This is a genomic window from Glycomyces amatae (assembly GCF_020991375.1).
In the GTDB taxonomy this organism is placed as follows: Bacteria; Actinomycetota; Actinomycetes; order Mycobacteriales; family Micromonosporaceae; genus Glycomyces; species Glycomyces amatae.
In genome coordinates, this window is the sequence record NZ_JAJLQZ010000006.1 from 139,246 (window position 1) to 166,090 (window position 26,845).

Annotated in this window: 19 protein-coding genes; 10 read left to right on the top strand and 9 right to left on the bottom strand. The window is 68.8% G+C overall.

The window, feature by feature from the left end; genetic code table 11:
• Positions 1 to 198 precede the first annotated feature (198 nt).
• Positions 199 to 4,710 (bottom strand): pentapeptide repeat-containing protein, encoded by a 4,512-nt coding sequence (locus LO763_RS11800; RefSeq protein WP_230602266.1) that lies wholly within the window; start codon positions 4,708 to 4,710, stop codon positions 199 to 201.
• Between the two features lie 3 nt (positions 4,711 to 4,713).
• Positions 4,714 to 5,400, bottom strand: a complete 687-nt coding sequence (locus tag LO763_RS11805) for a toll/interleukin-1 receptor domain-containing protein (RefSeq protein ID WP_230602267.1) — start codon at positions 5,398 to 5,400, stop codon at positions 4,714 to 4,716.
• Between the two features lie 1,155 nt (positions 5,401 to 6,555).
• On the opposite strand from LO763_RS11805, the gene LO763_RS11810 reads away from it, so the two are divergent.
• On the top strand, positions 6,556 to 7,299 hold the full coding sequence (locus LO763_RS11810) for a YaaA family protein (RefSeq protein WP_230602268.1): 744 nt from the start codon (positions 6,556 to 6,558) through the stop codon (positions 7,297 to 7,299).
• Positions 7,300 to 7,464: 165 nt separating this feature from the next.
• On the opposite strand, the gene LO763_RS11815 is transcribed toward LO763_RS11810, so the two are convergent.
• A complete protein-coding gene (locus LO763_RS11815) occupies positions 7,465 to 7,962 on the bottom strand; it encodes an inorganic diphosphatase (RefSeq protein ID WP_230602270.1) in 498 nt (165 codons plus the stop codon).
• A gap of 55 nt (positions 7,963 to 8,017) precedes the next feature.
• Between LO763_RS11815 and dacB the strand changes: the two genes are divergently transcribed.
• Positions 8,018 to 9,478, top strand: coding sequence for a D-alanyl-D-alanine carboxypeptidase/D-alanyl-D-alanine endopeptidase (gene dacB / locus LO763_RS11820; RefSeq protein WP_230602273.1), 1,461 nt, complete (start codon positions 8,018 to 8,020; stop codon positions 9,476 to 9,478).
• Between the two features lie 298 nt (positions 9,479 to 9,776).
• Here dacB and LO763_RS11825 read toward each other — a convergent pair whose 3' ends face one another.
• Positions 9,777 to 11,606 carry a carbohydrate-binding module family 20 domain-containing protein gene (locus tag LO763_RS11825; protein ID WP_230602276.1) on the bottom strand — a complete coding sequence of 610 codons (1,830 nt, stop codon included), beginning with the start codon at positions 11,604 to 11,606 and terminating at the stop codon, positions 9,777 to 9,779.
• Between the two features lie 227 nt (positions 11,607 to 11,833).
• Between LO763_RS11825 and LO763_RS11830 the strand changes: the two genes are divergently transcribed.
• Together LO763_RS11830 and tilS are read left to right on the top strand one after the other, a co-directional pair.
• Positions 11,834 to 12,946: a zinc-dependent metalloprotease gene (locus tag LO763_RS11830; RefSeq protein WP_230602279.1), complete on the top strand. Its 1,113-nt coding sequence runs from the start codon at positions 11,834 to 11,836 to the stop codon at positions 12,944 to 12,946.
• Positions 12,939 to 14,039: a tRNA lysidine(34) synthetase TilS gene (gene tilS / locus LO763_RS11835; RefSeq protein ID WP_369431969.1), complete on the top strand. Its 1,101-nt coding sequence runs from the start codon at positions 12,939 to 12,941 to the stop codon at positions 14,037 to 14,039. The genes LO763_RS11830 and tilS overlap by 8 nt, the downstream gene beginning before the upstream one ends.
• Positions 14,040 to 14,364: 325 nt before the next feature.
• Here tilS and hpt read toward each other — a convergent pair whose 3' ends face one another.
• Positions 14,365 to 14,985 carry a hypoxanthine phosphoribosyltransferase gene (hpt, locus tag LO763_RS11840; RefSeq protein WP_230602285.1) on the bottom strand — a complete coding sequence of 207 codons (621 nt, stop codon included), beginning with the start codon at positions 14,983 to 14,985 and terminating at the stop codon, positions 14,365 to 14,367.
• A 285-nt stretch (positions 14,986 to 15,270) separates the two neighbouring features.
• Between hpt and ftsH the strand changes: the two genes are divergently transcribed.
• Together ftsH and folE are read left to right on the top strand one after the other, a co-directional pair.
• Entirely contained in the window at positions 15,271 to 17,250 is a 1,980-nt protein-coding gene (gene ftsH / locus LO763_RS11845) for an ATP-dependent zinc metalloprotease FtsH (RefSeq protein WP_369431970.1), read from the top strand.
• Positions 17,251 to 17,359: 109 nt separating this feature from the next.
• Positions 17,360 to 18,001: a GTP cyclohydrolase I FolE gene (gene folE, locus LO763_RS11850; RefSeq protein ID WP_230602288.1), complete on the top strand. Its 642-nt coding sequence runs from the start codon at positions 17,360 to 17,362 to the stop codon at positions 17,999 to 18,001.
• Between the two features lie 159 nt (positions 18,002 to 18,160).
• Here folE and LO763_RS11855 read toward each other — a convergent pair whose 3' ends face one another.
• Complete coding sequence (locus LO763_RS11855) at positions 18,161 to 18,793, bottom strand: hypothetical protein (protein ID WP_230602289.1); 633 nt, start codon at positions 18,791 to 18,793, stop codon at positions 18,161 to 18,163.
• A gap of 156 nt (positions 18,794 to 18,949) precedes the next feature.
• On the opposite strand from LO763_RS11855, the gene LO763_RS11860 reads away from it, so the two are divergent.
• Positions 18,950 to 19,528 carry a hypothetical protein gene (locus LO763_RS11860; protein ID WP_230602290.1) on the top strand — a complete coding sequence of 193 codons (579 nt, stop codon included), beginning with the start codon at positions 18,950 to 18,952 and terminating at the stop codon, positions 19,526 to 19,528.
• A 162-nt stretch (positions 19,529 to 19,690) separates the two neighbouring features.
• Here LO763_RS11860 and LO763_RS11865 read toward each other — a convergent pair whose 3' ends face one another.
• The 3 genes from LO763_RS11865 to LO763_RS11875 all read right to left on the bottom strand — a co-directional run bounded on the left by LO763_RS11865 (position 19,691) and on the right by LO763_RS11875 (position 23,816).
• Entirely contained in the window at positions 19,691 to 20,854 is a 1,164-nt protein-coding gene (locus LO763_RS11865; RefSeq protein WP_230602292.1) for a DNA polymerase III subunit delta', read from the bottom strand.
• Positions 20,851 to 22,974: a dTMP kinase gene (gene tmk, locus LO763_RS11870; protein WP_439650291.1), complete on the bottom strand. Its 2,124-nt coding sequence runs from the start codon at positions 22,972 to 22,974 to the stop codon at positions 20,851 to 20,853. Before tmk ends, LO763_RS11865 begins: the two co-directional genes overlap by 4 nt.
• Before the next feature lie 170 nt (positions 22,975 to 23,144).
• The gene (locus LO763_RS11875; protein ID WP_230602296.1) at positions 23,145 to 23,816 is read right to left on the bottom strand and encodes a TetR/AcrR family transcriptional regulator; all 672 of its coding nucleotides are present in this window, start codon (positions 23,814 to 23,816) and stop codon (positions 23,145 to 23,147) included.
• 354 nt (positions 23,817 to 24,170) lie between these two features.
• Between LO763_RS11875 and mshA the strand changes: the two genes are divergently transcribed.
• From mshA to LO763_RS11890, 3 genes are all read left to right on the top strand, one after another.
• Positions 24,171 to 25,406 (top strand): D-inositol-3-phosphate glycosyltransferase, encoded by a 1,236-nt coding sequence (gene mshA, locus LO763_RS11880; protein ID WP_255672311.1) that lies wholly within the window; start codon positions 24,171 to 24,173, stop codon positions 25,404 to 25,406.
• Positions 25,407 to 25,434: 28 nt separating this feature from the next.
• On the top strand, positions 25,435 to 25,911 hold the full coding sequence (locus LO763_RS11885; protein WP_230602302.1) for a type III secretion system chaperone family protein: 477 nt from the start codon (positions 25,435 to 25,437) through the stop codon (positions 25,909 to 25,911).
• 89 nt (positions 25,912 to 26,000) lie between these two features.
• Positions 26,001 to 26,774, top strand: coding sequence for a phosphoglyceromutase (locus tag LO763_RS11890; RefSeq protein WP_230602305.1), 774 nt, complete (start codon positions 26,001 to 26,003; stop codon positions 26,772 to 26,774).
• Positions 26,775 to 26,845: the final 71 nt, after the last annotated feature.

Consider the following 26,845-nt stretch of genomic DNA (forward strand, 5'->3'; position numbering starts at 1 on the left):
GGCGTCGCGCACCGATGACGTCCATGGACGGACTAACCTGCCAAAACTGAAACCCTCTTTGAGAGCCGTGAGCAAGTGCCTACCTACGCTCATCTGGAAGCGCCCGGAACTGGCTGGCGATCTCCAATTTTTCGAAGATCTTTGCTCGTGCGGGTTTGTTGGTATCCCGCCCGAGCACTGCAAGAAGCCGGGCTGGTCCTAGATGGGCTCTGATTTTATCTCAGGAACCCGTGTAAGTTTGCCCAGTCCGGCTTCAGTAGGACTTGGCTCCAAGCGCCATCCCTGAGGCAGATTAAGTTCAGCATCCATAATCAGGAGTGCGTCTTGGCCTTCGAGAAGTCCAAACCAGCTGGTGTTTGCTCCGATGATTCGGCTATGGAATCTAGCTGATGAGAACACCGCGTCATCATTGAAAGTCGCGTTCTCGAAGCTCACGGCAGCATTGAAGGCCGTGCTCCTGTAGTACACACCGTCGGTGAAAGTCGCGTTCTCGAAGCTCACGGCAGCATTGAAGGCCGTGCTCCTGTAGTACACACCGTCGGTGAAAGTCGCGCCCTCATAGCTCGCGAGGCTGTTAAAAGTTGCGCCTCCGAAGTATGCGAGGCCGGTGAAGGTCGCAGCCATGAAGTATACGGCGCCATTGAAGATCACGCCCTCGAAGTACGCGGCGCCGTTGAAGGTTGCGTCGCCGAAGTCCGCGCCACCGTTGAAGATTGCGTCGCCGAAGTTCGCGGAGGTCGAGAAGGTTGCGTCGCCGAAGTCCGCGCCACCGTTGAAGATTGCGTCGCCGAAGTTCGCGGAGGTCGAGAAGGTTGCGTCGCCGAAGTCCGCGCCACCGTTGAAGATTGCGCCCATGAAATCGGCGTCGATTATGCGGCAACTGCTGAAGTCGATCTGCTCAAGCTGGGCGCCTCGCAGGTTCAGTCGGGAGTGCGGCCAGTAAAGGTCCTCGCCGAGCTCCGGGTTGAGGTGGCGCTGCAGAATCTCCTGTGCGACCAGGCGGACCTCCCGTTCGGCACCGTTGTTATATTCGTCGGGCAACGGAAGCCCCATCGGTTCGACTTGACTGGAAAAGTGTGGACTGTTAGTCGCTGGCGCCGCCGATATAGAGGGAATCCGGAGGTACGCACAGATTTCGTCCAGAACTATCTGACTCAGATTCGCGTGCTGGTTGCCAATGCTTTCGAGATTGTGGAGCCCAGCGATGCGAACCCCTGGACTGTCTGAGCCAAGCTGTTTGACCGCGTGAATGTGAGCATCGGCGATCTGACTCTGAAGCGCGTCGCCCTCGGCAGTAGCAGTGTCTGAACTGGCTCTATCCTTCCATTGAGCGAGGTTGCTGCGGGTGGAGAGGGTGTCGGGGTGATCAGGCCCCAGCACCCGCAGTTGGTCTTGGAGCAGGGAGGCGAGTTCGGTGGTGGCTCCCGTCGCATCTCCGGCCTCGCCACGCCAAGAGGCGAGGTTGCTGCGGGTGGAGAGGGTGTCGGGGTGATCAGGCCCCAGCACCCGCAGCGCGTCATGCAGCAGGCTCTCGGTTGCGTTGAGAGCACCGCGCGCATCGCCGGCTGCTCCTCGCCAATGCGCGAGATTGTTTCGGGCGATAAGACTATAAGGGTGGTCAGGACCCATCACGCGCTCGAGATCATCCAAAGTTGCCGCATATCCGGCCATAGCGCCTGTTGCATCTCCTGCTTCACCTCGCCAGTAGGCCAGATTAGCCCGAGTTTGGAGAGTGTTGGGATGATCCGGCCCCAAGACACGGAGCATGTCTGTTAGCACCTCCACGAAATCACGAGATGCGCCCATCAGATCTCCCGCCTCGGCACGCCATTTAGCAAGGCTGCTGCGCGCTTCAAGGCTATAGGGATGAGCGGAGCCAAGCGTCAGTTGAAGATCCTGAAATAGCGCTCCAAATTCAGAAACGGCGCCGAGTACGTCCCCCGCCTTGCCGCGCCAGTTCGCGAGTCGAATCCTGGTCTGAAGAGTTTCTGAGTTATTGGCGCCAAGGATTTGGCATTGGCCTTGAAACACTTTACTGAGACCGTCTAGAGCTAGATTTACGGCACCTGAGGCGCCTTGCCAGCTCGCGAGTTCTCTAAGTACATGGAGTGATTCTGTGTGGTTATTACCAAATCTATCAATGAGGATGTCATGGAGTCTTTCGAAAAACGAAATAGCCTGCGGCACATGCCCGGAGTACCCGAGGCTATTACCGATTTTGAAAAGAAGAGGATGAACTGACTCAATGATCAAGCCGCCAGATGCGTACGCATACAGGTAATTGCTATTGTCACGCAACACTGATTCTGACGCGTTCAGTGGCTCAGTCGACCACAGTTCGATCAACGCGTCCGCTGCCGCAGAGCTAATTGCATTGATCTCTTCGAGAGAAAGTGAATCCCGGATGCCACGTTGCGTCAGAACGTGGATCTGAATAGTCTCGCCATCATAGTTCAGCAAGCTAAGTCGATGGAGACGGCTTAGTGCCTCCAAGATGTTTTTTCGGTTGAGGAGAGCGGCATTTTCATTTCGACTGACGTCGCCTGTGAGGAAATCCGATGCAGCATCAGTTCTAAAGAGTTCTGCTGGAATCCCGGAAGGTGAGAGAAAGCTGATGAACTGGAGGATGCGAAGCGGCAGGATTCCGAGATGTCTATCGGCGGCAAGGTCTGCAGACATCATCCATACCGCGCCCAGCGAGACTAGTTGGTCATCAGGAAGAACTTCAGGCCGAAGTTCAGACAGTTTGGTTGACTCATCAGCAAGCATTGAGCGGTATAGCGCAATAGTCATGCCAGGGTGGTCTTTGATATAAGAGGCGGCTTGCGCCAGGGCAAGCGGGAGGTATCCGAGCTCATTAGCTAGATCGGTCGATTCGGCAAGGGTGATCTTATCCCCACCGAGACGGTGCACTAGATATGTTCCTGCCTGTTGCGGGGTAAGAACATCAATGTGCAGGAAAGAGCGAGCATGCGAAACGAGGCTTGCATCTCGGCGGCGAGTCGTAATTATCGAACGACCCTTTGATGTGTTTGGTGGCCAAAGTCGCGCAATATCTGAAGGATTTACGAGATCATCCAAAACAATTAGCCATTTCGGGCTCTGCGGCTGTGCAAGCCATGCTAGAAATTCGTACGCACGCTCTTCCGGATCCTTGTTGCTATAAGGAAGGATGCGATCTGCGGCTTCGACGTACGCGGAAATAATGGATTCTCGCGAGGTTGCATTCACCCAGCACAGCAGTTGAAGAGCACCCTGTCTCCATGCTAGGTTTGCATATCGAATTGCAATCTGCGTCTTTCCGACCCCGCCCATTCCCGAAAGGATGCTGATATGATCATTCTCGAGGGCAGAAGCGAGATCGCGATAGCTCGCTGGTTCGATGAAGTCAATCGTTGCGGAGGGAACCGAACCGATAATCATTCGAGAGTCAAAATGCGGCATTCGAACAGCGTTCGGTTCTCCATCATCGCTTGCTGCCCGCCAACTGTCAGCGGCGCCAAAAAGCCAAGAATCTGCGAGGACCTCGGGGTTTGGCCAAATTGTCACTGTTACGAAGCCTTGCTTGACGGTTACAGTAGGGGGCTTAGCTCGATTGCTCTTGCAATCGGACACAGCTGACGGAATTCCGCTTCCTTCGCCCTCTACAAACCGTGCCATCGCGAGCGTGTTCGCCAGTCGCATATTCCGTCGAATGGAGTGCCCTTCCAACTCGCCGAGACTTACGACAGCGTTTTCCTTGAGTTCCTGGCCAATCCATTGACCGGGACTAGAAATCTCGATCCGATCATCGAACACTCGCACATGGCAGGCCATCTCGGACTGCGTGTAATCACGGTGCACGGCGGCATTTGCGATGATCTCCCTGACAGCGATCATCGGGTACCCGTAGGTAATCCCCGCTGTTGCTTGGTCGGCTCGCGGAGCTTCGCTATGCGACGTGTGTTGTTCGACGAAGGTTCGAGCTTCGGAGATTTGAGTGGGCAACGTGCCAGCGAGTACCACCGACTCCCGCGGGGCTGAGCGGTCAGTTCCGCGGTAGCGAACACATTGGATGGAGGCTGCCGGAAATTCTACGGCGAGCGTCTTCCCGAACATGAGTACGCCCGCTCGGGTGAGTCTGCCCTCATCACACAACGACGCGTGCTGAAGGAACTCTAGGTCTGTCATAGATGCGGGGAACCGTATGGCAGCGTCAGGTCGGAGAAGTTCACGAAACTCTCTGAGAGTGGCAGCGTCGAATGTGTGGACGTCGGTGTGCTGGTCCAGGAAGCCACGGTCAGAGCTTTGCGCTGCAGCCGGTGCTGGTTGCGGTTGGTCTGGCGGAAACGCTACCTTTAGAGCGTCTTTGAGTTCGTTAATGGCCTGGGTGGGGTTCTGCACGTAGTCGGCGATTTTTGTTTCCAAGGCGAAGCCCGAGAGATCAGCCTCCTCCTCCATCTTCACAACGAAGACGTTGCGGGCCAGCCCACGCGCGGAGTCGACGATGAGTCTCGGCATACCAGTGCCGGCTGCCTTGATCGTCCCGCAGACCACCACTGGTACTCCTTTCCGCAACCCGCGGCGGGCCTGCTCCAGCATGGACTCGCCGACGAGGAGGGTTCCGGCGTGGCTGACGGCATACCCTGCATCACGAAGAGGGAGGGCCAGCTCTTCGGCCAGCTTCTCCTCGCCCTTGGCGGCACAGATATACAGGGGCTGCCTAGACATGTGCTACCGCATCGCGGCCAAAAGTTGATTGACCCCGTGATCCCAGTCATTCGCAAGGTCGGCGTACAGGAGATCGGCTAGAATCTCCGGGACCTGTCCACCGGGAAGCATTGCGGGCAGCAGCCGAACAGAGCGACCTTCGAGTTGCCGTGCCAGGGTTGACATCCACTCGCGCCCCATCCAAGGCGATGAGACACCCTCGGCCGAGTAGCAGACCACTACATATTCGACGGACGCCAGCCCGTCGTTGATACGCTCTACGATCGAGTCGCCGATGTTGATCTCCCAGGCATCCAACCAAGTTGGTATGCCACGAGCTTCGAAATCCTCCGCGAGTGTTCGAGCGGTGACTGCATCTGAAGCGCGATGGCTGACAAATACGCGGGCCCGCGATTTCCGCACCTCCGGCTGCGACAGCACCACTTGTGCTGCATGAAGAACTTCGGCATCATCAGCCAGCCCGGCGGCGTCGAAGGCGCGAACGACTTCGGGATCAAGGGCGCTCGTCTCAGCCATTTCGATGCTGGGGTGCTCCTTCCACTGCCTTGCCTCGAACCGGGAACGAACCAAAGCTTTGAGGCCCTCGTACGCATCCTGCACTGCCTTGCTTGCTGTTGAGGCAGTTCCGGCAGAGGCGCCGGCCAGAAGAGCGGCCAATATCATTTCAGAACCCGACAAAGTGGTAACCATCCTAAAATGGAAATAAGGGGCAATTAGGGAATTTGATGTGGTTGGGTCAGCTCTGCTATGAGACATGGACAGTGTACCGGTTGCGATGCGTATGGACGGGTCGGCCGTTCCGGCGATAAATTCAGCCCCAGCACGTGCTCCGAGAAAGGGGTGCGATGGGTGTGGTCCGGTCGGTAGGCCGAGCCGGGGCGAGGCCGACGCTCGCGAAGGCGGTAAGCGAGGTCGTCGCGGCGATTGGGTGGGCCGGGCGCTTCCTGCCCACTCAAGATTCTCGCTAACATGAGGTGAGCCGAGAACGGGCCGGTTAAAACCAGTTTGCCGAGTATCTTGAACGGCGCTGACCTGTTGGTATCCCGCCCGAAGGCTCGAACCTGCGACAGGCCGACGGGCGACCACCGTCCGCCGCAACGCCCAACAGCAAAAGCTTGCGATGTTCCTGGAGTCATGGATGTTGCAAGCAGATTCTCGTATCTGTCCACATTAACACCCCTTCTCCCTCATCCACAGCCCATCCATGGACAGCCGCATTTGGCCGCATTCAGCCGCCATCGGTCGCACGACGAAAAAGGCCTCTGACCGGTGATTAGGCCGGTCAGAGTTCATTTTCACAGCTTGTTAGGGGCTGATTTCCGCGGGAGTAAGCCTCAACCTACGGATTAAAAGTCCGCAGCTCTGCCAATTGAGCTATAGACCCACCGGGGACCTTACCGCATCGGACCTGGGGACGACGCGAGTGGCGGGGCCCGGATGGCCTGCGGCACTCGGATTGTCACAGGCTCGAGAGATGATGGGAACCGGACCGCTCGGCCGGGCGCCGAAGCCGTGACGCGCACCGGGCCGTCTGAGGCCGGACTCCACCGCCGGGCCGGTGGCGGTGGAGCCTGCGGCGGGCGGTGTGGGCTCGGCACCGCCGCTGGTGGACGGCGCGGCGGCAGTCGCGGAGCACCGCCGCCGCGCCTATTCGGTCCCGCGTCACACGCAGCCCTCGGTGGGGTCGGGCCCGCTCCCGCTGAGATCGAACATATGTACTATAAACCATCGAGTCAAGCCCGTACACCCCTGGTCGGGTGATACCGCAAGGACTCTCGGAACAGGGCGCGCCGCCCGGCACGGCCCTTCCGGATGCGGGCGGACGAGCAGGTAGACTCGCCTGCTGTGCTCATATTGCTGCCGCCGTCAGAAGGGAAGGCCGGTCAAGGCGACGGTCCTCCCCTCGACCTTGGGCGACTCTCCTCACCGGCGCTGAACCCCGTCCGCGAACTCCTCGTCGACCGCCTGGTGGAACTGTGCGCCGATGAGGAGACCGCCGCGAAGGCGCTGAAACTGCCTGGCACCCAACGGCATTACGTCCAGGCGAACCGGGCGCTGCGCACCGCCCCCACCCTCGCCGCCTGGGAGCTGTACAACGGCGTCCTCTACGAGCGGCTCGGCCTCGGGGACCTCCCCGACGGCGAGCAGGTCCTCATCGCCTCCCCGCTGTGGGGGCTCCTGCGCCCCTCCGACCGCATCCCGCCCTACCGGATGCCGATGAGCGCGAAGCTCCCCGGCACCGAGGGCCTCGCGAAGCTGTGGCGCCCGGCCGTCGCCGAAGTCCTCGGCGCCCGCGACGAACTCATCGTGGACCTCCGCTCGGGCGCGTACGCCCAGGTGTGGGGCCCGAAAGACCGCGGCGTCTCCGTCCGCGTGTTCAAAGAGGACGCCGACGGCAAGCGCAGCGTCGTCACCCACATGGCCAAGGCCACCCGCGGCGAGGTCGCCCGCGCGCTCCTCGCCGGCGGCGCCCGCCCCGAGTCGGCCGCCGACCTCGGCGACTTCCTCGCGGCGCAGGGCTGGAAGGTCGAGCTCAGCGAACCGGCGACGCGCTCGAAGCCGTGGCTCCTCGACATCGTGAACGCATAAGCTACCCACGCGTTTCGCGCAGAGGCCCCCTGGCCTACATGATGCGTCGGGGAATCTGAAGCCGAGCTGAACGGCGTTCGCCGAGGGCGTGATCACGACGAACGGCGGGGCGGCCCGGGCTTTCGCCCCGGGCCGCCCCGCCGTCGCTCGGCCGGCGGCGCCGGCTCAGTGGTTCGAGTGGTAACCGGAGGCCTTGGCGCGCTCGAAGGAGCGGCGCACCTCCTCCTCCGCCTCGGCCCGACCGGTCCAGGTCGCGCCCTCGACGCTCTTGCCGGGCTCCAGGTCCTTGTAGACCGTGAAGAAGTGCTGGATCTCCAGGCGGTCGAACTCGGGGACGTCGGCGATGTCCTTGAAACGGTCCTTGCGCGGGTCCTCGGCCGGGACGCACAGCACCTTGTCGTCCACGCCCTTCTCGTCGCGCATCCGGAACATGCCGATCGCGCGGGCCCGGATCACGCAGCCGGGGAACGTGGGCTCCACGAGCACCAGCGCATCCAGCGGGTCGCCGTCCTGGCCCAGCGTGTCGTCGATGAAGCCGTAGTCGGCCGGATACACCGTCGCCGTGAACAGGGTCCGGTCCAGCCGGATGCGTCCGGTCTCGTGATCGATCTCGTACTTGTTGGCGCTCCCCTTGGGGATCTCCACGGTCACGTCGAACTCCATCGGCCGACCTCCTCCAGGCTCGAATGCAGTGCTCTTGATGGCCTAGTCTCTGTGCATGTCCCTCAGTGACAACGCCGACCCCAAGGTCGCGAGTAGTGCGCCACACGCCGGACCCGCCGCGACCGTCCCCCCGAAGCCCGCGCAGCCGGGCCGGGCGCGCCGCCGCCGGGCCCTCACCGGCGTCCTCGCGGGCCTCGCCGTCGTGGTCACCGTAGCCGCCGCAGGGGGCCTGGTGTGGCAGTTCGCGGCCGTCGCCAACCCGGCGACCGGCACGTTCACGCCCCCCGAGGCCTACCCCCCGGCCGACCCCGCACCGGTCCTGGCCTCCTCGGACACCGACGCGCCGGTCCCCGACCTCGCCTCGGTCCTGCCCGCGCTGCTCGACGACGACCGGCTCAACGGCAGCGCCTCGGCGTCCTTCGCCGACGCCCTGACCGGCGAGGTCCTCTTCGAGCAGGAGGGCACCACACCGCTCGCCCCGGCGTCCTCCATGAAAGTGGTCACGGCCGTGGCCGCGCTCCAGAACCTCGGCGCGGAGTACCGCATCCCGACCACGGTGGTCGAGGGGCCGACCGAGGACAGCGTGGTGCTCGTGGCCGGCGGCGACCCGACGCTGACCATCGACGGCGAGGGCTACTACACCGACTACGCCGCGGGCGCGAGCCTCGCGGAACTCGCCGGCCTGGTGCTGGAGGCGCGCGGCGGCACGGTCCCGACCACCGTCTACCTGGACACGAGCGTGTTCACCGACACCGTCAACGCCGCGGGCGTGACGATGAGCGAGCTGTACACCTCGACGGCGCCGATGGCCCCGATCATGGTCGACGGCGGCCGCACGGACAACACCCTGAAATACTCCCCCCACCACACCGACCCCGCGCTGGTCGCCGCCCAGGAGTTCGCCGAGGTCCTCGGCGCGTCCCAGGTCGAGGCCGGCACCGCCCCGGAGGGCGCGGCCGAGCTGGCCGCGGTGTACTCGGCACCGCTGGCGGCCCTGGTGGACTCGTTCATCCTCACCTCGGACAACCTGCTGTCCGACGCGGTGGCGCTCCAGACCGCGCTGGTGGTCGGCGGCGAGATGACCTGGGCGGCCATGGCCGCCGCGCACCAGTCGACCCTCCAGGACCTGGGCGTGGACACGGCCGGGCTGGTCTTCCACGACGGCTCGGGCCTGTCGCCGACCGACCGCATGACCGCGAACGCGTTCACGCAGCTGCTGCTGGGCGCGGTGGGCTCGCAGGCCTCGTCGGTGTTCGAGTCGCTGCCGGTGGCCGGGTACTCGGGGACCCTGTGGGACCGGTTCGAGACCGCCGATGACGGCAAGGGCATCGTGCGCGCCAAGACCGGCACGCTCACCGAGCCCTCCGGCGTCATCTCGCTGACCGGTACCTTGACCACCGCGGACGGCAGGCAGGTCATCTTCTCGCTCATCAGCAACGGGCACACGAGCGGCGAGAACGCGGTCGAGACGGCGATGGACGAGATCACGGCGGCCGTCGCCACGTGCGGCTGCTGATCCGCGGAACTGGGGCCCCTCCCCTCCCCTCCCCCCGCCCCTCCCACCCGTGGTCGTTGCCGGTGCTGACGGTCGCTCGGCTGCGGCGCGGGGCGCCGGGCCTGCGGGGGCGGTTTCATCGTGTCGTGGCCGGTCTCCTCTCTGCTTCGCTCTGCTCCTGTCGGGGATCCGCTCGGGATTTCGCGATGGGGCAATGGTGGCGCGGCGAACCTGAATGCAGGCTTAAGGCGCCTGAAGACGGCTTCAGGAATGCGGCGGGCCCCGGGCGTCCGCCCGGGGCCCGCCGCATCCGCACTGGTCAGGCGGTGTTCCAGGCCTGGTTCAGTTCGAGGCACCCGGTGGCGGGCACCGTGGCGGTGCGGTTGCCGGTCGACTCCCAGGTGTAGCTCCCGTTGGAGCGGACGATGACGTACTTGTACTGGAACGTCGTCCCGGCCGGGACCTCGACGGCGCCCTTCCAGTACGGGTAGTCCGCGCCCGAGAGGTGCCCCGAGGCGACCGCCGTCCAGTTCCCCAGCTGCGGGAGGGAGCCGACGATGTAGACCTCGTCGCCGACACTGGTGCCCGTCACGTGCGCGGTGACGTTCACGCAGTCGTCCGGCGTCTCGCCGGGGCCGCCCGGGCCGCCGCCCTCGTTGCCGACGTAGATCGCCAGTGCGGTCTTGGCGGCCACGGTCGCCGTGAAGGCCCCGCCGGAGACCGTGACCGTGCCGCCCGAGATGACGTCGGTGTACGAGCCGTCGGGCAGCGATGTGGTGAACGTCCGCGTGATCGGGCCGCCGGAGGCGTTGAAGACCGCGTGGCCGGTGTCGCCGCGGCCGAACGCGAAGGCGTCGCCCGAACCCCAGGTGTGCACGACGGCCTCGCCGGCGGTGGCGGCGCGGAACCCGGACATGCCGGCCATGTAGGGCGAGCGGTGGAGGCACGTGAACGCGTCCGCGCCGCAGTCGACGTCGGCGACCGTGCCGTCGCCGTTGAGCGGCGGGGGCTCGTGGGAGTTCGCGAACTCGTAGCCGGTGTAGGAGGCGGGCGTGCCGAACGGGTAGGCGAGCATGAACGCCTCGCCGAGCAGGTAGTCCTGCCCGTACTTGTAGTTCATGGTCTGCGAGCCGCGCTCGGTGTCGTGGTTGGTGACGAAGACGCCCGCGGGCGAGGTGTAGCCCCAGGAGGTGCCCATGGTCGTCAGGTGCCGGGCCTCGGAGCCGCCGTTGACGTGGTTTTTGAGGTCGTAGGCGTAGCTGAACTCCTGGACGTCGCCGATGCCGGTGTACTCGGCCTCGGTGATCGGCTCGCCGGGGGCGCCGATGACCTCCTGGACGATGTAGGGGTCGCCTTCGACGAGGTTCATGATCGCGGCGAGGTCGGTGGCGGACATGTGCTTGGCGGCGTCGACGCGGAAGCCGGCGACGCCCAGGCCGGTGAGGTCGTCGAGGTAGGCGGCGATGGTCTCGCGCACGTCGGTCTGGGAGGTGTCGAGGTCGTTGAGGCCCACCAGGTGGCAGGTCTGGACCTCGTCGCGGTCCTGGTAGTCGTCGATCTCGCAGTAGGACGAGCCGGTGTTGTGGAAGTCGGAGGCGTCGTAGCCGGCGGCGGGGTAGTGGAACTGGCGGTACTCGCTGCCGCCCGAGCCGTAGCGGGTCTCGGTGGCGGAGCCGGCGGCCATGTGGTTGATGACGACGTCGGCGATGACGCCGATGCCGTTGGCCTCGCAGGCGTCGATCATGGCCGCGTACTCGGCGCGGGTGCCCAGGCGCGACTCGAGCTCGTAGCTGACGGGCTGGTAGTGGATGTACCAGGCGTCCTCTTCGCCGGGGGTGGTGTCGGAGCCGAGGATGTGCTCCTGCGGGGGCGAGGTCTGGACGTAGGTGTAGCCGGAGCCGGCGAGCGGGCCGGCGCACTCGGCGGCGATGGAGTTCCAGGTCCACTCGAACATGTTGAGGATCGAGTCACCGCTGTTGAGAGCGGCGCTGTTGAGAGCGGCGCTGGAGAGGGTGGCGGCCGGGGCGGCGTCGAGGGGCTGGGGGGCGGGCGGTTCGGCGGGGGCGGTCAGGCCGGCGAGGACCGCCGCGGCCGCGAGGGCGGCCCCGCCCGCGGCGGCGAGGCACCGCCTGGGAATGGAATGAGGCATCATTGCTCCCTTTGCAAATCCTGCCCGCAATCCTGCAAAATATTGCGAGCCTGTGGAGAACCTAGCATCAACGGGAGATAGATTTCAAGATGGTGAATATGTGCATCTGTTTTTCCGTGCGGGCCGCGCCCCGAAACGCGCCGGTTCGACCGGTCTCGCCCGTGATGGTGGCGAGACGACTGCGCTCTGGATAGGCTTGGCCAATGGCGCCGCCCGCAGGAAACCCGATGCTGCCGTCAGTGGACTGGCAGACCGCCGCGTCCTGCTCCCGGGCCTTCAGCCGCGGCGGGCCGCGCATGAGCCCCGAAGGCGCGCTCGACGTCGTCGCCGACCTCCACCGCCACGCCCGCCACGCGATCGACCTGGTCAGCGCGTACACCGGCCTCGCCCCCGCCGCCGAGACCCCCGTCGACGTCGTCGACCGCATCCGCTGGAGCAACGTCAACATCGCCGGGTTCCGCCGGCTCCTCATCGAGCTCGGCGCCGAGGACGACCACCCGGACGCCCCCGTCGGCACCGCCGCCCGGCTCGCCGGCGTCCAGGCCGGCGCCGTCCTCGCCTTCCTCTCCTCCCGCGTGCTCGGCCAGTTCGAGACCTTCTCCACCGACACCGGCCGCCTGCTGTTCGTGGCCCCCAACATCGTCGAGGTCGAACGGCGGCTGCGCCTGCCCTCGCGCGAGTTCCGCCTCTGGATCGCCGTGCACGAGGCCGCCCACCTCGTCCAGTTCACCGCCGTCCCCTGGATGCGGGACCACTTCCACGGCCTCATCCACACCTTCTTCGACGCGGCCGAACCCGACCGGTCCTCCGCCGCCGGGCTCGCCCTCGCCGTGCGCCGCGCGCTGGCCGCCGCCCGCGAGGACGAGGCGCCGCGCGATCCGAGCACCCGGCCCGCCGGGCCTCCCGGGCCCGACGCCTCCGGCCTCGACGTCATGTCCGCGGTCACCAGTCCCGAACAGCGCGAAGCGATCTCGCAGATCCAGGCACTCATGACCCTCCTGGAGGGCCACGCCGAGGCCGTCATGGACGGGGTCGGGCGCACCGCCATCGACCACGTCGCGCTCCTGCGGCGCCGCTTCGACCGGCGGCGCGCCAACCCGACCACGCTCCAGAAGTTCGTGCGCCAGCTCCTCGGCCTCGACGCGAAGATGCGCCAGTACGCGGCCGGGCGGCGCTTCGTCGAGCAGGTCGTCGCCGAGCACGGCGTCGCGGGCTTCAACCGCGTCTGGGAGGCGCCGGCGAACCTGCCGACCGAGGCCGAGATCGACCGCCCTGAGCAGTGGATCGCGCGCGTCGTCGAAGGGCGGAGCCCGGCGCCGCGCCGCGTCGGCCGTGGCTAGACTGCCGCCCCCGGTGGCGCGGCTGCGCGTCGCCGTCCGCGGCGCCCTCGCCGACCTCCCGGGGGACGCGCTCGTGCTGGCCGCCTGCTCGGGCGGGCCCGACTCGCTCGCGCTGGCCGACACGCTCGCGTTCTGCGCGCCGCGCATGGGGTTGCGGGCGGGTCTCGTCAGCGTCGACCACGGCTTGCAGGAGGGTTCGGCCCGGCGCGCGGCGGACGTGGCCGCGTGGGGGCGCGCGGTCGGGCTCGACCCGGCCGAGGCGGTCGCGGTCGCGGTGGGCGGGTCGGGCGGCCCGGAGGCGGCGGCCCGCGAGGCGCGGTACGCGGCCCTCGACGCGGCGGCCGAACGGCACGGCGCGGCCGCGGTCCTGTTGGGCCACACCAGGGACGACCAGGCCGAGACGGTGCTGCTGGCGCTGGTGCGCGGGGCCGGGCCGCGCGGGATCGCCGGGATGCGGGCGGTGCGCGGGCGGTACCGCAGGCCGCTGCTGGGCGTCGCGAGGTCGGACACGCATGCGGCGTGCGCCGAGCGGGGGCTGGAGCCGTGGGCCGATCCGCACAACGCGGACCCGCGGTTCCTGCGGTCGGCGCTGCGGCCGGCGCTCGACGCGCTCGTGGGGGTCCTCGGCGAGGGCCTGGTGCCGAACCTGGCGCGGACGGCGGCGCTGGTCGCGGCCGACACCGATCACCTGGACGCGCTGGGGGCGGCGGCGCTGGAGGAGTGCCGCGCCGGGGGCGCGGCGAAGGACGGCGCAGGAGGCGGCGCAGGAGGCGGCGCGGGAGGCGATGCGCCGAGCGAGGCCGGCGGTGGCGGCGCGGCAGGCGATGGGGCGAGCGGCGCGGACGGGTTGGACGCGAAGCGGCTCGGGGCGCTGCCGGGCCCGGTCCGGCAGCGGGTGCTGCGGGCCTGGGCGCTGGAGTCGGGCGTGAACGGGGCCGAGCTCAACCACCGGCATCTGGACGCGCTCGACGCGCTGGTGGCCGACTGGCGGGGCCAGGGTCCGGCCTTTCTTCCCGGGGGCGTCGCGGTGCGGCGGTCGGGCGGCAGGCTCGCGGCGCGGCGGATCGCCGCCGGGCAGCCCGAAGGCCCCTAGGCGGCAGGGTTACGGGTCCCCGGTTTTCCAGGATGCCAGGAGGGTCCGACGATTCGCGGTGCGCGGAGCGGGACGGCCCGGCGGATGCGATCGTTCGGGGCTAGGAAGCGGAGCGGCGGGTTCTCGGTGGCCTGTGGTCGGTGGCCTGCTGCCGGGATCGGGGCAGCGCGGCGTGTCGGGCGCCCGCCGTCGCGGCGCCCCCGGTTCCGAAGTGCGCCCGGCGGGTGCGACGGTTCGGGGTTCGCGGGCGGGGCGTTCCGCTTGTAGCGAAATAAAAGCGGCCCGCGCATCGCGCGGGCCGTCGGGGACGGGCGGTCGCGGGGCCTTACTTCTGGTACACCGAGGGCTTGAGGACCCCCACGAACGGGAGCTCGCGGTAGCGCTCGGCGTAGTCGAGGCCGTAGCCCACGACGAACTCGTTGGGGATGTCGAAGCCCAGGTACTTCACGGGGATGTCGACCCGCTGCACGCCCGGCTTGCGGAGCATCGAGACCACCGCGACCGAGGCCGGGTGCAGCCCCTCGAGGTACTTGAGCAGCCACGACAGCGTCAGCCCCGAGTCGATGATGTCCTCCACCACGAGGAGGTGCTTGCCCGCGACATCCGAGTCGATGTCCTTGAGGATCCGCACCGTGCCCGACGAGGTGGTCGAGCTCCCGTACGAGGACAGGGCCATGAACTCCATCTTCACCGGGACGCTCAGCGCCCTCGCGAAGTCGGCCATGAACATGACCGCCCCTTTGAACACGCCCACGAGCAGCACCTCGTCGGTGCCGGCGTAGTCGGCCGAGACCCGGTCGCCGAGCTCGGCGACCTTCGCTCGGATCTCGTCCTCGGTGATGATGGTGCGCTCGATCTCCTCGGCGTACCACGAGTCAGGGTCGAACACGGCGTCCTTCGCTGCTGCGGACGGCACCGATGCTGGGCTGGCTAGCTCCGACGTCATGCAACAAGGGTGCCACCCGTTCGCTCGCGCCGCAGGCTTGGGTGGGCGAAGTCAACCTGCCCGTGGTACTAATTACGGACTATCGGCGGGGCGGGTAGAGATGCGGTGACCGGCGCGGGGCGCCATCTTCGGGGGCGCTGACGCTGCGGGACGTCGAACTCCCCCACCGTGTACGTTCGAATTGCGAGCACCTGCAGCCCAGGAAACCCTGCAGGACCGCGGCGAAGCTTGCGAGCCGCGGACCGCGCTCACTCGAAAACGCGACGACGCAGCAGGAGGAAACGAGTGGTCGACGCCGGGAGACCCACACCTGAGCGGAAGCGGTTCTTCCGCCGGCCGCTCGTCTGGATCGTGCTCATCGCCCTCATCGCGGTCCTGATCGGCAGCTTCTGGTCCGGCGGCTCCGAGTACGACGAGGCGAAGACCTCCGAAATCCTCAAGGACATCAACGACGGCAACGTGGAGGCGGCCAACCTGCTCGACAAGGAGCAGATGGTCCAGCTGACCCTGAACAACGGCGACCAGGTCGAGGCGTACCTCCCGGCCGGGATGATGGAGACCGTCGCCACCGAGCTCGAAGAGGCCGGCGTCGAGTTCGACACGGAGGTCAACGAGACCTCCGTGTTCGTGTCGTTCCTGCTGAGCCTCCTGCCGATCGTGCTGATCGTGCTCCTGCTGCTGTTCTTCATGTCGCAGATGCAGGGCGGCGGCTCGCGCGTCCTCAACTTCGGCAAGTCCAAGGCCAAGATGGTGTCCAAGGACACCCCGAAGACCACGTTCGACGACGTGGCCGGGGCCGACGAGGCCGTCGAGGAGCTCCGGGAGATCAAGGACTTCCTGGAGGACCCGAAGAAGTACCAGGAGCTGGGCGCGAAGATCCCCAAGGGCGTCCTCCTGTTCGGCCCCCCCGGCACCGGCAAGACCCTCCTCGCGCGCGCCGTCGCCGGCGAGGCCGGGGTCCCGTTCTACTCGATCTCCGGCTCGGACTTCGTGGAGATGTTCGTCGGCGTCGGCGCCAGCCGCGTCCGCGACCTGTTCACCCAGGCGAAGGAGAACGCGCCCGCGATCGTGTTCGTCGACGAGATCGACGCCGTCGGCCGCCACCGCGGCGCCGGCATGGGCGGCGGGCACGACGAGCGCGAGCAGACCCTGAACCAGCTGCTGGTCGAGATGGACGGGTTCGACACCCGCGGCGGGGTCATCCTCATCGCCGCCACGAACCGCCCCGACATCCTCGACCCGGCGCTGCTGCGGCCGGGCCGCTTCGACCGCCAGATCCCCGTGGACGCCCCCGACAAGGACGGGCGCCAGGCGATCCTGTCGGTCCACGCGAAGGGCAAGCCGTTCGTGCCGAACGTCGAGTTCGAGACGATCGCGCGGCGCACCCCCGGCTTCTCCGGCGCGGACCTCGAGAACGTCATCAACGAGGCGGCGCTGCTGACCGCGCGCCACAACGAGAAGGCGATCTCGGCCGACGCCCTCGAGGAGGCCATCGACCGCGTCATCGCCGGCCCCGAGCGCAAGGGCCGCGTCATGGGCGAGGCCGAGAAGAAGATGACGGCCTACCACGAGGCCGGGCACGCCCTGGTGGCGCACGCGCTGCCGCACGCGGCGCCGGTCCACAAGCTCACGATCCTGCCGCGCGGCCGGAGCCTGGGGCACACGCTGGTGCTGCCCACCGAGGACAAGTACACGCAGACGCGCTCGGAGATGATCGACACGCTCGCGTACGCGCTCGGCGGGCGGGCCGCCGAGGAGCTGGTGTACCACGACCCGACGACCGGCGCGTCGAACGACATCGAGAAGGCCACCAAGGTGGCCCGGGCGATGGTCACCGAGTACGGCATGTCCGCGAAGCTCGGCGCCATCAAGTACGGTTCGGGCGGCTCCGAGCCGTTCCTGGGCCGCGAGTACGGGCACCAGAAGGACTACTCCGACGAGGTCGCCGCCGACATCGACGCCGAGGTGCGGGCGCTCATCGAGATCGCCCACGACGAGGCGTACGCGATCGTCACCGAGTACCGGGACGTGCTCGACCAGATGGTGACCGAGCTGTTGGAGAAGGAGACGCTGAACCAGGAGGACCTGGAGCGGATCGCGACCCGCGTGGTCAAGCGCCCGCCCATGTCCCCGTTCAACGGCACCGACAAGCGCAAGCTCGGGCAGCCGCCGGTGTCGACGCCGAACGGCTCGCGGCCGGCCGAGGGCCCCGAGGAGGGCATCGAGATCGGCCCGGGCACCGAGGGCCAGAGCCCGCAGGCGTGACCCGGCCGGATGATCCGCGCGGCCCCGTCCACCAGGTGGGCGGGGCCGTTCGCTACCCCCGGTGATCAACCCCACTGGAGTTGTCGGTGAAAACCCGTAAGCTTGTGCGATGGCTGAACTGGACAACCTGGCCGCCCGCCTGATCGACGGCCGCATCAACGGCAGCCCCGTCGAGGACGCGGTGGACCTGGGGCGGATCGAGGCCGCGGTGCGGGAGATCCTGGAGGCGATCGGCGAGGACCCCGACCGGGCCGGTCTCAAGGAGACCCCGCGGCGCGTGGCGCGGGCGTACGCGGAGCTGTTCGCCGGGCTGCGGGTCGACCCCGCCGAAGTCCTGAAGACCTCGTTCGACGAGAACCACAACGAGCTGGTCCTGGTGCGCGACATCGAGGTCCAGTCGTTCTGCGAGCACCACCTGCTGCCGTTCACCGGGGTCGCGCACGTCGGGTACATCCCGGGATCGAACGGCCAGATCGTGGGGCTGTCGAAGCTCGCGCGCCTCGTGGAGGCCTACTCGCGGCGCCCGCAGGTCCAGGAGCGGCTGACGAGCCAGATCGCCGACCAGCTGTACAAGTCGCTCGAGGCGAGCGGCGTGATCGTGGTGGTCGAGTGCGAGCACACGTGCATGTCGATGCGCGGCATCAGGAAGCAGGGTTCGCGCACGGTCACGTCGGCGGTGCGGGGCCTGATGCAGTCGGACGCGCGCACGCGCGCCGAGGCGATGTCGCTGCTGCGCGGCACCACCGTGTGAGCCGCGATCGTGCGCTGGGGGCCTCCGCGGGAGGCCGGGCCGCGCGGGGCCCTGCGGGGCGTTCAGCGGGGGTGCAGAAAGGCCGGATGCGCGGGGCATCCGGCCTTTGCTGCAAGGATGAATGAGGTCAGGGGTGTCCAGATCTCAAACGCCCGGTTGTTAGAAGACCTGACCGGTCTGCGACTGGAACGAGTCGCCCTCCGGGGTGGCCTCGGTGTAGGTGGTGTCGAGGAAGCCGTCGCCGTCCGAGTCGGTGAGGACGGTGTCGGAGACGCCGTCCGCGTTGGAGTCGACCGAGATCTCGTCGAGGAAGCCGTCGGCGTTCGTGTCGGTGGCCACCACGTCGGCGTAGCCGTCGTTGTTGGTGTCCGTCGCGACCTGGTCGACGTAGCCGTCGGCGTTGGTGTCGACCGAGACCTGGTCGGTGTAGCCGTCGCCGTCGGTGTCCGACTCGTAGGTGTCGATGAGGCCGTCGCCGTCGGAGTCGGAGGCGTAGGACTCGAAGGTGCCGTCGCCGTCCGCGTCGACCAGCAGCTCGTCGGAGATGCCGTCGCCGTCGGTGTCGGTGGCGATCGCGTCGGCCTCGCCGTCGTAGTCGGTGTCGATCATGGTGACGCCGTCGGCGGTGACCGTGGAGTCCTCGATGCCGTCGCCGTCCACGTCGAAGGTCTCGGTGACCGTGGAGACCGACGTGTCGTCGTAGGTGTCCTCGGCGGTGTAGGTGTCTTCCTCGGCGGTGTAGTCGTCGGTGGTGACGTCTTCCTCGACCGACGCGTCGTCGTACTCGCTCATCGCTCTTCCATCCTCAGTTCTCGGAGAAGTGTTCGGTGCTTGTGAGGAGAACTCTACGACTGCGCCGAGGGGCGTGAATCCCCAGAGTGTGCCAACCCCCTATGCTTTCTCCCGTCCCTTCCGTATGCGGTTGTCCCCGGACGTCAGGAGTGCTCGTTGGGTTTCGACGACAGCGCCTTCGACGTTCCCGAGCCGCCCCCGGCGCTGGTCCCGGTGCCCGCGGTCCGGGCCTTCGACATCCACTCCTCCCGGGTCGTGTCCGGTGCGCCCGGGTGCGGCTGGCAGTTCGACCTGCGGGCCGACGACCCGATCACCAGGGACGGGATGCTGCTGGTGCCGTTGATATCCGAGGCGGACTACTACCGGGCGGTGGACGGCGACGGGGACGCCTACGCGAGCCTGGTCCCGGCCGCGGACGTGTACGTGCAGCGGCCCGAGCCGGGTACGGGCGCGCCGCGCCCGGGGTACCTGATCGAGCGGCTCTCGGACCCCGACTCGCCGCCGGTGCGCCGGCCCTACCCGGCCTCGGACGTGCCGAACCTGATCGGGCGGCGGGTCTGGTTCTGGACGGACGGGGCGTTCCGGGACGACTTCCGGTGCGTCTCGGAGCCGTTCGAGGTCGACGGGGACTTCTGCGCGCGGGTGGTCGAGGAGCGGGCCTGGTACCGCTGGCGGCGCACCGGGGTGCTCCCGAAGGCCCAGGACGCCTTCATCCACCACCTGTGGACGCAGTGAGCGGCCGAGACTGACCGCCGCATTCGGGGCTTAGGCCTGCGAGACGGGCGTCGCGAGGACCCCCGGATATCAGGGTGCCCGGCGGGTACGACGATCCGGGCCGCCCTGCCCGCGGCACGGCTTCAGGTCGTCGAGCCGGCCCGCCCGGTCGCCGACGCCGCCTCAGGCCTGCCAGAGCCTCGTCATCATCGCCTCGACGGCGATCCTCGGGCGCACGTTCGCTTCGATGGCCTTGCGGCAGTCCAGGATCGCGTCGATGCGCCGCAGCAGCGACTCGGCGCTGAGCCGGCCCGCCGCGGCCCTGGTCGTGTCGGCCATGTCCGGGTGGATCGGGTCGACCCGGGCGCCGAACCCGGCCGCGAGCGCGTCGCGGTAGAACGCCGCCAGGTCCACCAGGGCCCGGTCGAGCGAGTCGCGCTGCGCCCGCGTGTCGCGGGTCTTCTGGCGCTTCTCCAGCTCCTTGAGCGCCGCCGCCGAGCCGCGCGCGGCCCGGGACGCGCCCTTGCCGGTGCCGCCCTTGCCGAGCGCGGTCTCCAGGGCCTCGCGTTCGGCCGCGGACTGGTCGGTGTAGGTGCCCGCCGCCTCCGCCTCGGCGGCCTCGATGAGCTCGACCGCGGCGGTGAAGCAGGCGCCGAGGCCGGTCAGGCGCCGCGGGATCTGGAGGACGTCGTGGCGTTTCGCGCGCGCCTGCGCGTCGGTCGCCAGGCGCCGGGCCCGGCCGACGTGGCCCTGGGCGGCGGCCGCGTACAGCTCGGCCTCGCGCCGGTCGAGGCCGTCGCGGGCGACCAGGAGGTCCGCGATCGCCCCGGCGGGGGGCTGGCGCAGGCCCATGACGCGGCACCGGGAGCGGATCGTCACCGAGATCTCGGCGGGGTTGACCGAGGGCGCGCACAGCAGGAACACGGTCCGCTCCGGCGGTTCCTCGACGGCTTTGAGCAGGGCGTTCGCGGCGGCCTCGGTGAGGCGGTCGGCGTCTTCGAGGATGAGGATCTGCCAGCGGCCCGCGGTGGGGGCGCGCCCGGCCTCCAGGATGAGGCCGCGGACCTGGTCGACGCCGAGGGACAGGCCCTCGGGGATGACGCGGGTGACGTCGGGGTGGGTGCCGCCGAGGGTCGTCCGGCAGTCGTGGCACTCCCCGCAGCCGCCCTCGGCGCACTGGAGGGCGGCGGCGAAGGCGACCGCGGCGGTGGACCGGCCGGACCCGGGCGGGCCGGTGAACAGCCACGCGTGGGTCATGCCGGTGCCGCGGGCGGCGTCGGCGAGGACCCGCTGGGCCTCGTCCTGGCCCACCAGCTCCCCGAACACTCCGGCGGCGACGGTGCTCACGGCCGTCCGGCCTCCTCGGCGACGGTGCTCCAGCCGTAGTCGTCGGCGGACTCGGGCCGGTCGGCGGGCGGCTCGGGGCGCCGCTCGGCGGCGGGCGCGGGGGCCCGGTCGTCGCGGTCGCCGTCGAGGCCCGGCCAGCCGTGCTCGGCGCGGGCGGTCTCGGTGCGGATGTCGAGGCGCTCGGCGACGGCGTCGCGGACGGTCGCGGCGATCTCGTCGGCACTGCCGCCGGCGGGGACGACGAGGTAGCGGTGCGGGTCGTCACCGGCGAGCTGGAGGAACGTCTCGCGGACCCGCTCGTGGTAGTCGAGCTCCTCCTGCTCGAGGCGGTCGCCGTCGCCGCCGGCCTTGGCGCGGTGCAGGCCCGCCTGGGGCTCGACGTCCAGGAGCACGGTCAGGTCGGGTTTGAGGCCGCCGGTGGCCCAGGACGACACCCACGCGACCTCGTCCTTGCCGAGGTCGCGGCCCGAGCCCTGGTAGGCGATGGAGGAGTCGATGTAGCGGTCGGAGACGACGACGGCGCCGCGTTCGAGGGCGGGCCGGACGACCTTCTCGACGTGCTGGGCGCGGTCGGCGGCGAACAGCAGCGCCTCGGCGCGGGGGGCGGGGGCGGCGTCGCCGCTGGAGCTGTCGAGCAGGAGGCTGCGGATGCGCATCCCGATGTCGGTGGCGCCCGGTTCGCGCGTGAGGACCGCCTCGTAGCCGCGGAGCTTCAGCCAGGCGGCGAGCTTCACCGACTGGGTGGACTTCCCGGCGCCCTCGCCGCCCTCGAAGACGACGAAGAACCCCGAGCCCTGGACGGGGACGGCGGCCGAGAGGGGCCGCCCGCGCAGGGAGGACCACAGGTCGGCGAGGACGGGCACGCCGGGCTTGTCGTCCATGGACTTGAAGGCGGTGACGCCGAGCCAGGCGACGAGCGCGGCGGCGACGAACAGGAGGATGCGGCTCATGGAGAACTCGACCTCGGTGAAGCCCAGGTCGAGCCGCCTGCTGGCGTGCCAGCCCGCGAGCGGCGCCGAGACGGTCATGGCGAGCATGAGGATGACGCGGGCCGAGACGGCGATGAACGCGAACATGCGGCCGCGGATCTCGTCCTCGGCCTCCCGCTGGAGGAGGGTGATCCCGGCGAGGAAGGCCATGCCGGCGCCGAGGCCGATGACGACCGAACCGACGAGGGCGACCCACAGCCACGGGGCGAGGGCGTCGAGGGCGAGGCCGGTCCCGGCCAGGACGATGCTCATGCCGAACCAGCGCAGCCGGGAGAGTTCGCCGATGAGCTTGGGGCCGAGGGCGATGCCCGTGCCGAGGCCGAGGAAGAGGAAGACCGCGAGGATGTAGAAGGCGGCGTCGCCGGCGTCGAGGGTGGTCGCGTAGACGGTGCCGACGCCGATGAGGATGCCCGCGCCGCTGAAGGCGCCGAGCATCCCGAGGATGAGGCCGCGGACGCGCTCGCGGCTGCGCATGTAGGTCCAGCCCTCGACGAAGTCGTTCCAGACGCTGGAGGTCTTGGCGGCGACCTGGCCGTAGCGCCCGGAGATCTGGGGGATGGAGAAGTAGACGGTGGCGGCGAGGATCGCGAACATGGCCGCGGTGAGGTAGAGGGCGAGGACCATCGGCTCGGCCCAGGGGCCGAGGTTGGCCCACACGCCCGAGCCGCGTTCGAGGATCGCGAGGACGGCGAAGGCCAGGGGCGGGGCGAGGCCGTAGGTGGTGGCGAGGCTGAGCTGGTTGGCGGCCTCGTACTTCTCGGGCGGGAGGAGGTTCGGGACGGCCGCCTCCTTCGCGGGCGACCAGATGAGGACCGCGCCCTCGATGCACAGCTGGGCGACGGCCAGCCACGCCACGGTGAAGGCCGTGGAGTCGGTGATGAGGTAGACGGTGGGGACCGAGGCGATGAGCAGGAAGCGGGCGGTGTCGCAGGCGGCCATGGTCTTGCGCCGGTCGAACCGGTCGGCGAAGACGCCAGCGACGGGGCCGAGCACCAGGGACGGCAGCAGGCGCAGCACGATGGTCGCCGAGAACGCCGCGCCCTTGGCGGCGGGGTCGTCGAACAGCGACTGCGCGAATCCCGCGGTGGCGAACAGCGCGAGCCAGTCGCCGAAGGAGGCCAGGCCGAGCACGGTCCACAGCCTTCTGAACGGGCGGATCCGCAGCACCGTCTGGATGTCGGCAAGGGTGTTCGCCATGCTGCTCCTCGAAAGTCAAAGACCGCACCGGGTCGACTACGAGACTAGTCGGCCCGGCGCGGCCCGCGGCCTCGGCGCTGTCGGTTGAGTGGCCTGCGACAGGTCTACGGCAGGCGGCGCGCCAGGTAGTCGCAGACGACGCCGTTGGCCTCGGCGATCGAGGCGGCGCAGCCGTCGGGGTCGCGGCGGAACGCCAGGCGGACCAGGGCCTGCCCGGTCTCGACGGCGACGGTGACGGTCTTGTTGAGCTCGTCGTCCCCGCCGATGCCGAAGCGGTGGGCGAGTCCGGCCAGGATCTGGTCGGCGATGACGTCGCCGCCGGTGGTGACGGCGTCGGCCCGGCCCGGGTCGATCGCGTCGGCCAGGTGGAGGACGCGGAAGCCGGGCGCGGTGCGGTACATGTGCACGTACTCGCCGATCGCGGCCTCGACCCCGGCGCGCCAGTCGGCGGGCGGCTCGGCGTCGAAGCGGGCGGCGAGGCGCTCGAAGTACAGGTCGATGTAGCGCTGGCTCAGCGCCTCGGCGAGCGAGCGCTTGTCGCCGAAGAACTGGTAGACCGAGCCGATGGCGACGTCGGCGCGCTGGGCGATGGCCGTGGTCGAGAGCCGGTCGTAGCCGACCTCCTCGATCAGGTCGGCGGCGGCGTCGAGCATTCGGCGCACGCGCGCGGCCGAGCGTTCCTGGACGGGCAGGCGGCGCAGCGAGTGCGTCGCCCCGAACTTGGACACCGGTGACATCGTGGGCTGCCTCGCGGCCGGCACGGTGGCAGTGCTCATGGTGTTGTCTCCCCCCTCGTGATGACAAGTCTCCCCATCATGGACGACTTGCCCGGATTCGAGGCTCATTCCGGGCCGTGTCGCGAGAGAAATTCCGGCTTCCCCCGACCGAGTGTCACCATGCCGACACGAGCCGGAACGGGGACTCCATGTCGCCCGGCGGCTTGACGGAATGCGGAATCGGTCACTCCCGTGCATGTGGCGGTTGTGCGCGAGCACCCCGGCACGGAAGGATTGCGAGGGTTTTGCGCGTTGCCTCAGGAGAGGCGACGGAGAGAGGACTGACACGTGACCACACGGCGCACCCCGGCGTTCCGGGCCCGATGCCGCAAGCAGGCCGTCCACCGCGTCGCGATGGTCTCGGTCCACACGTCCCCGCTCGCCCAGCCCGGCACCGGCGACGCGGGCGGCATGAACGTCTACGTCCTCAACACCGCCCGCGAGCTCGCCCGCGCGGGCGTCGAGGTCGAGATCTTCACCCGCGCCACCAGCTCCGAGGAGCCCCCCACCGTGGAGGCCGAACCGGGCGTCCTGGTGCACCACCTCCCCGCCGGGCCCTTCGAGGGCCTGTCCAAGAACGACCTCCCCACGCAGCTGTGCGCCTTCACCGGCGGGCTCCTGCGCGCCGAGGCCCGCAACCGGCCCGGCCACTACGACCTCATCCACGCCCACTACTGGCTCTCCGGGCAGGCCGCGTGGGTGGCCGCCGACCGGTGGGGCGTCCCGCTCGTGCAGACCTTCCACACCCTCGCGAAGGTCAAGAACGCGCAGCTCGCCGAGGGCGACTCCCCCGAGCCGATCGGCCGGGTCTGCGGCGAGGAGCAGATCACGACCGAGGCCGACCTCCTCGTCGCGAACACCGCGGCCGAGGCCGCCGAGCTGCACCGCTACTACAACGCCGACACCCGCCGCGTCGAGGTGATCCACCCCGGCGTGGACCTCGGCGTCTTCCGGCCCGGCGACCGGTATGCCGCCCGGCAGGCGCTCGGGCTCCCCCAGGACGCCCTGGTGGTCGCCTTCGTGGGCCGCATCCAGCCCGCCAAGGCCCCCGACGTGCTCCTGCGCGGCCTCGCCCGGCTGCGCGAGGACGACCCCGATCTGGCCGACCGGATCGTCCCGGTCTTCGTGGGCGGGCCCTCGAACACCGACCTGTACTGGCTGCCGAAGCTCGCCGGGGAGTTGGGCCTGGGCGAGCGGGTCCAGTGGCGCACCCCGCGCTCGGGCGAGGCGCTCGCGCAGGTCTACCGGGCCGCCGACGCCGTCGCGGTCCCCAGCTACAACGAGTCGTTCGGCCTGGTCGCCCTGGAGGCCCAGGCCACCGGGACGCCGGTCGTGGCCGCGCGCGTCGGCGGCCTGCCGACCGCCGTCGCCGACGGCGACTCGGGGCTCCTGGTCGACTCCCACTCGGCCGACGACTGGGCCGGGGCGCTCGGCAGGCTCATGGGCGACGACGGCCTCCGCGAGCGACTCGCCGCCGGGGCCCGCGCCCACGCCGCGCTGTTCTCCTGGCAGGCCACCGCCGAGGGGCTGAGCAACGCCTACCGGCGCGCGCTCCTCATGCGCTCCCAGGCGATTACGCTGAACCGCTGAGGCCATCAAGCGACGTGGAGGAGACCCCGTGATCGAGCGACTCAAGGCGGCCCTCGACGAGACCGGCGTCGAGTACCGCGAGGACGGCCCCCGCTCGGTGGTCGTCGCGCTCCCGGGGCGGCGCAAGCTCAACATCGCCTGCGGCCTGGTCGTGGAGGACCACGCCCTGCGCGTCGAGGCGTTCGTGGCCCGCCGGCCCGAGGAGCACCGCGAGGCGGTCTGGGCGGAGCTGCTGCGGCGCAACGGGAGGCTGTACGCGGTGTCGTTCGCGACCGACGAGTCCGGCGACGTCCACCTGGTGGGGCGGCTCCCGTTCGCCGCCGTCACCGCCGAGGAGCTGGACCGGGTCCTCGGGCAGGTCCTCGAGGCCGCCGACGAGACCTTCAACGTCATCCTCGAACTGGGCTTCAGGTCCTCCATCGAACAGGAGTGGCGCTGGCGCCTGGCCCGGGGCGAGTCCACGAGGAACCTCGAGGCGTTCGAGCACCTCCGGCCCCGGGACTGACCGGGGCGGCCCGCCGCCGACGCGACGCCCGCCACACCCTTGCGGCGACCGGGCGGCCGGACGGTTCGGGAGGCGGCAGGATGTAGGGCATGACCTACACTCTCGTGCTGCTTCGCCACGGCGAAAGCGAATGGAACGCCAAGAACCTGTTCACCGGCTGGGTCGACGCCAAGCTCTCGGCCGCGGGCGAGGACGAGGCCCGCCGCGGCGGGCAGCTGCTCGCCGAGGCCGACCTGCTGCCCGACGTCGTCCACACCTCGCTGCTGCGCCGCGCCATCAACACCGCCGAGCTCGCCCTGAACGAGGCCGCCCGCTCCTGGATCCCGGTCAAGCGCTCCTGGCGCCTGAACGAGCGCCACTACGGCGCGCTCCAGGGCAAGGACAAGGCCCAGACGCTCGCCGAGTTCGGCGAGGAGCAGTTCATGACCTGGCGCCGCTCCTACGACACCCCGCCGCCGCCCATCGAGCCCGGCTCGGAGTTCTCCCAGGACGGCGACCCCCGCTACGCCGACCTCGCCCCCGAGGTCAGCCCCCGCTCCGAGTGCCTCAAGGACGTGCTCGAGCGGATGCTCCCGTACTGGTACGACGGGATCGTCCCCGACCTCAGGGCCGGCCGGACCGTGCTGGTCGCAGCCCACGGCAACTCCCTGCGCGCCCTGGTCAAGCACCTCGACGGCGTCTCCGACGAGGACATCGTCGGCCTCAACATCCCCACGGGCATGCCGCTGCAGTACGAGCTCGACGAGCGGACCCTCAAGCCCGTCACCGCCGGCGGCGCCTACCTCGACCCCGAGACCGCGGCCAAGGCCGCCGCCGCCGTCGCGGCCCAGGGCAAGAGCCGGAAGCAGGCCGACGACAAATAGCCCGCGTCGCGCACCCCGCGTGAACGGAGGGTGACGACCGTTACGGCCCGGCGTTCGACGCCGGGCCGTTC

What these genes read in the sequence shown, in the direction of transcription:
- LO763_RS11800 (WP_230602266.1), bottom strand. Translation starts at nt 4,710, where the DNA reads ATGTCTAGGCAGCCCCTGTATATCTGTGCCGCCAAGGGCGAGGAGAAG.
- LO763_RS11805 (WP_230602267.1), bottom strand. Translation starts at nt 5,400, where the DNA reads ATGGTTACCACTTTGTCGGGTTCTGAAATGATATTGGCCGCTCTTCTG.
- LO763_RS11815 (WP_230602270.1), bottom strand. Translation starts at nt 7,962, where the DNA reads ATGGAGTTCGACGTGACCGTGGAGATCCCCAAGGGGAGCGCCAACAAG.
- dacB (WP_230602273.1), top strand. Translation starts at nt 8,018, where the DNA reads ATGTCCCTCAGTGACAACGCCGACCCCAAGGTCGCGAGTAGTGCGCCA.
- LO763_RS11825 (WP_230602276.1), bottom strand. Translation starts at nt 11,606, where the DNA reads ATGCCTCATTCCATTCCCAGGCGGTGCCTCGCCGCCGCGGGCGGGGCC.
- LO763_RS11830 (WP_230602279.1), top strand. Translation starts at nt 11,834, where the DNA reads ATGCTGCCGTCAGTGGACTGGCAGACCGCCGCGTCCTGCTCCCGGGCC.
- hpt (WP_230602285.1), bottom strand. Translation starts at nt 14,985, where the DNA reads ATGACGTCGGAGCTAGCCAGCCCAGCATCGGTGCCGTCCGCAGCAGCG.
- folE (WP_230602288.1), top strand. Translation starts at nt 17,360, where the DNA reads ATGGCTGAACTGGACAACCTGGCCGCCCGCCTGATCGACGGCCGCATC.
- LO763_RS11855 (WP_230602289.1), bottom strand. Translation starts at nt 18,793, where the DNA reads ATGAGCGAGTACGACGACGCGTCGGTCGAGGAAGACGTCACCACCGAC.
- LO763_RS11875 (WP_230602296.1), bottom strand. Translation starts at nt 23,816, where the DNA reads ATGAGCACTGCCACCGTGCCGGCCGCGAGGCAGCCCACGATGTCACCG.
- mshA (WP_255672311.1), top strand. Translation starts at nt 24,171, where the DNA reads ATGGTCTCGGTCCACACGTCCCCGCTCGCCCAGCCCGGCACCGGCGAC.
- LO763_RS11890 (WP_230602305.1), top strand. Translation starts at nt 26,001, where the DNA reads ATGACCTACACTCTCGTGCTGCTTCGCCACGGCGAAAGCGAATGGAAC.